Raw genomic sequence first — 2200 nt, 5'->3', positions numbered from 1 at the left:
TCTCGGCCGCGACGGCGGTCACGAGCAGCAACACGCGGGTCTGGTGGTAGGCGAGGTCCTCGCGCAGCAACGAGCTCCTCCGATGCCAGGGTTGGCAGCCGGTACCCGCGCCGACGGGACCGCGACGGCCGAAGCCGTCAGCGGTCCGCGCCGTGGTGTCACCGCGCTGACGATGCCTCAGCGGACGGTGCCACACAGCGCCGTTTCGACGCTCTCGTTCACCTCGGCGAGCATCTGCTCACCGGTCGGCAGACCGGTCACCGCGACGACGGCGCTGCGGCCGTCCTCGGTGACGAGGTTGCGGGTCTCGAAGCCCTGGATGTCGCCGCCGTGACCCCAGCCGTCGCCGCCGCAGGGCAGCTCGTGCCGGGCGATGCCCAGCCCGTACTCGTACTCGCCGGTCGGCTCGAAGCCGGGCGCGGGCACGGTCGTCATCATGGCCGCCTGCTGCGCGGGCTTGAGCAGCCTGCCACCGACGAGCGCCTCGAAGAAGGTCCGCAGCTCGTCCGGGGTCGAGACCAGTTGGCCGGCGGCCCAGCCCAGGGACGGGTCCATGTCGGTGACGTCCACCCACTCAGCGCCCGGGGCCACCGCGACGTAGCCGTGTGGGTGCGTGCCCCGAAGGCGCTGCTGCCCGACGCCCGGCCAGTACGTGTCGCGCAGTCCGAGCGGCCTGATGACGCGGTCGGTGATCTCCTCGCCGATGGGGCGTTCGGTGACCTGCTCGACGATGAGCCCGGCGAGGACGTAGTTGGTGTTGCTGTACTCCCACTTCGCCCCGGGCGCGAAGTGCGGGGCGTTCGTGAGCGCGGCGTCCACCAGCCGGCGCGGCTGGTAGTACGAGTGACTCTTGTCGACGAGGTCCTGCGGCTGGGTGAACAGCACGTCGTCGTAGTCGGGCAGGCCGCTCGTCTGCTGGAGCAGCTGGCGTACGGTGATCGCGCCGCCGTCGTTGCCGTTGCCCCGCACGACGCCGGGCAGGTAGTGCTCGACCGTGGCGTCCAGGTCGATGCGGCCCTCCCCCACCAACTGCAGGACGACCACGGCGGTGAAGGTCTTGGTGTTGCTGCCGATGCGGACCTGTCCGTCGCGGGGCACCGGGCCGTGCGACCGGAGGTCACTGACGCCGGCGGTGTAGTCGCGGACGCGTCCGCCGGTCCCCCGCACCGAGGCGAGCACGCCGGGAAAGCCCTCCTCGCTGACCAGGCGGTCCAGTTGCCGCTGCACGGCGTCGCGTGGGCCGGCGGGCCGACCGGATTCGGCGGCGAACGCCGGGGGTCCGGTCAGGACGGCGACGGCGGCCAGCGTCCCGGCGGCTGCCCGCAGGGTCCGGCGGCGGCGGGTGGACGTGCGCTCTTGCAGGGGCATGACGGCTCCTCGGTATCGGACTCGCTTGACGCCATCAATGGTTCAAGGATTCCGATGCCGGGACGATCCCTCCTGCTGCCCTCCTGCGGTACCGCCTGCGCTACCCCGGTACGCGGCGGGAGGCGGTCAGACCGACGCGGAGGGCGCCAGATCGCGTCGGCTGAGGGCGGCGCGCAACCCCAGCCCCTCGGCGGCGAGGTTCTCCCGCCCGCCCTGCTCACGGTCGATCGCGCACACCACGGTTTCGATCACCGCGCCGCTGGCGCGCAGTTGCCGGCACGACGCCAGTAGCGCCCCGCCCGTCGTGACCACGTCCTCGATCACCACGACGCGCCGGCCGTCCACCGGGCCGCCCTCCGCCGCCTTGCCGGTGCCGTACTCCTTGGCCTGCTTGCGAACGAAGACCGTCGGCAGCCCGGTCAGCTGTGACATGACGGTGGCGATCGGTATGCCGCCCATCTCCATCCCGGCCAGCACGTCGCACTCCGGCAGCAGGGCGACCATCGCCTCGGCCACGTCGCGCAACAGATCGGGCTGCCCCTCGAACAGATACTTGTCGAAGTACTCCGGGCTCACCTGACCAGATCGCAGCCGGAACGACCCGGTCAGGTGACAGGCTTCGTACACACGACGCGCGAGCAAGGACGGCACGCCCCTCAGCCTCGCATCCGAGCTGACGCGATCAGTACCTGACCCCGTCAACGAGGAAGGGCGACGCGGGCTCGGGCGGCCGTCCACCGACGGCCCTTCGGCAGGCCGTGGCGGGCGCGCTGAGCGAAGGCTGAGTCGCAGCCCCGGCCGTACCTCGGACCGGTCCCGCTCCGCGTCGACC

At 72.0% G+C, this 2200-nt stretch carries 2 protein-coding genes; both read right to left on the bottom strand.

Annotated elements, in window-relative coordinates; all coding sequences use genetic code 11:
- Positions 1 to 177: 177 nt before the first annotated feature.
- Positions 178 to 1368 carry a serine hydrolase domain-containing protein gene (locus AB0J68_RS31305; RefSeq protein WP_363942392.1) on the bottom strand — a complete coding sequence of 397 codons (1191 nt, stop codon included), beginning with the start codon at positions 1366 to 1368 and terminating at the stop codon, positions 178 to 180.
- Positions 1369 to 1494: 126 nt separating this feature from the next.
- The gene (gene pyrE / locus AB0J68_RS31300; RefSeq protein ID WP_363942390.1) at positions 1495 to 2019 is read right to left on the bottom strand and encodes an orotate phosphoribosyltransferase; all 525 of its coding nucleotides are present in this window, start codon (positions 2017 to 2019) and stop codon (positions 1495 to 1497) included.
- Between the last annotated feature and the right edge of the window lie 181 nt (positions 2020 to 2200).

Source organism: Micromonospora sp. NPDC049580 (assembly GCF_040675595.1).
GTDB lineage: Bacteria > Actinomycetota > Actinomycetes > Mycobacteriales > Micromonosporaceae > Micromonospora.
Note: the sequence above shows the minus strand (reverse complement) of the source record. Positions and strands in the feature narration are given on the sequence as shown.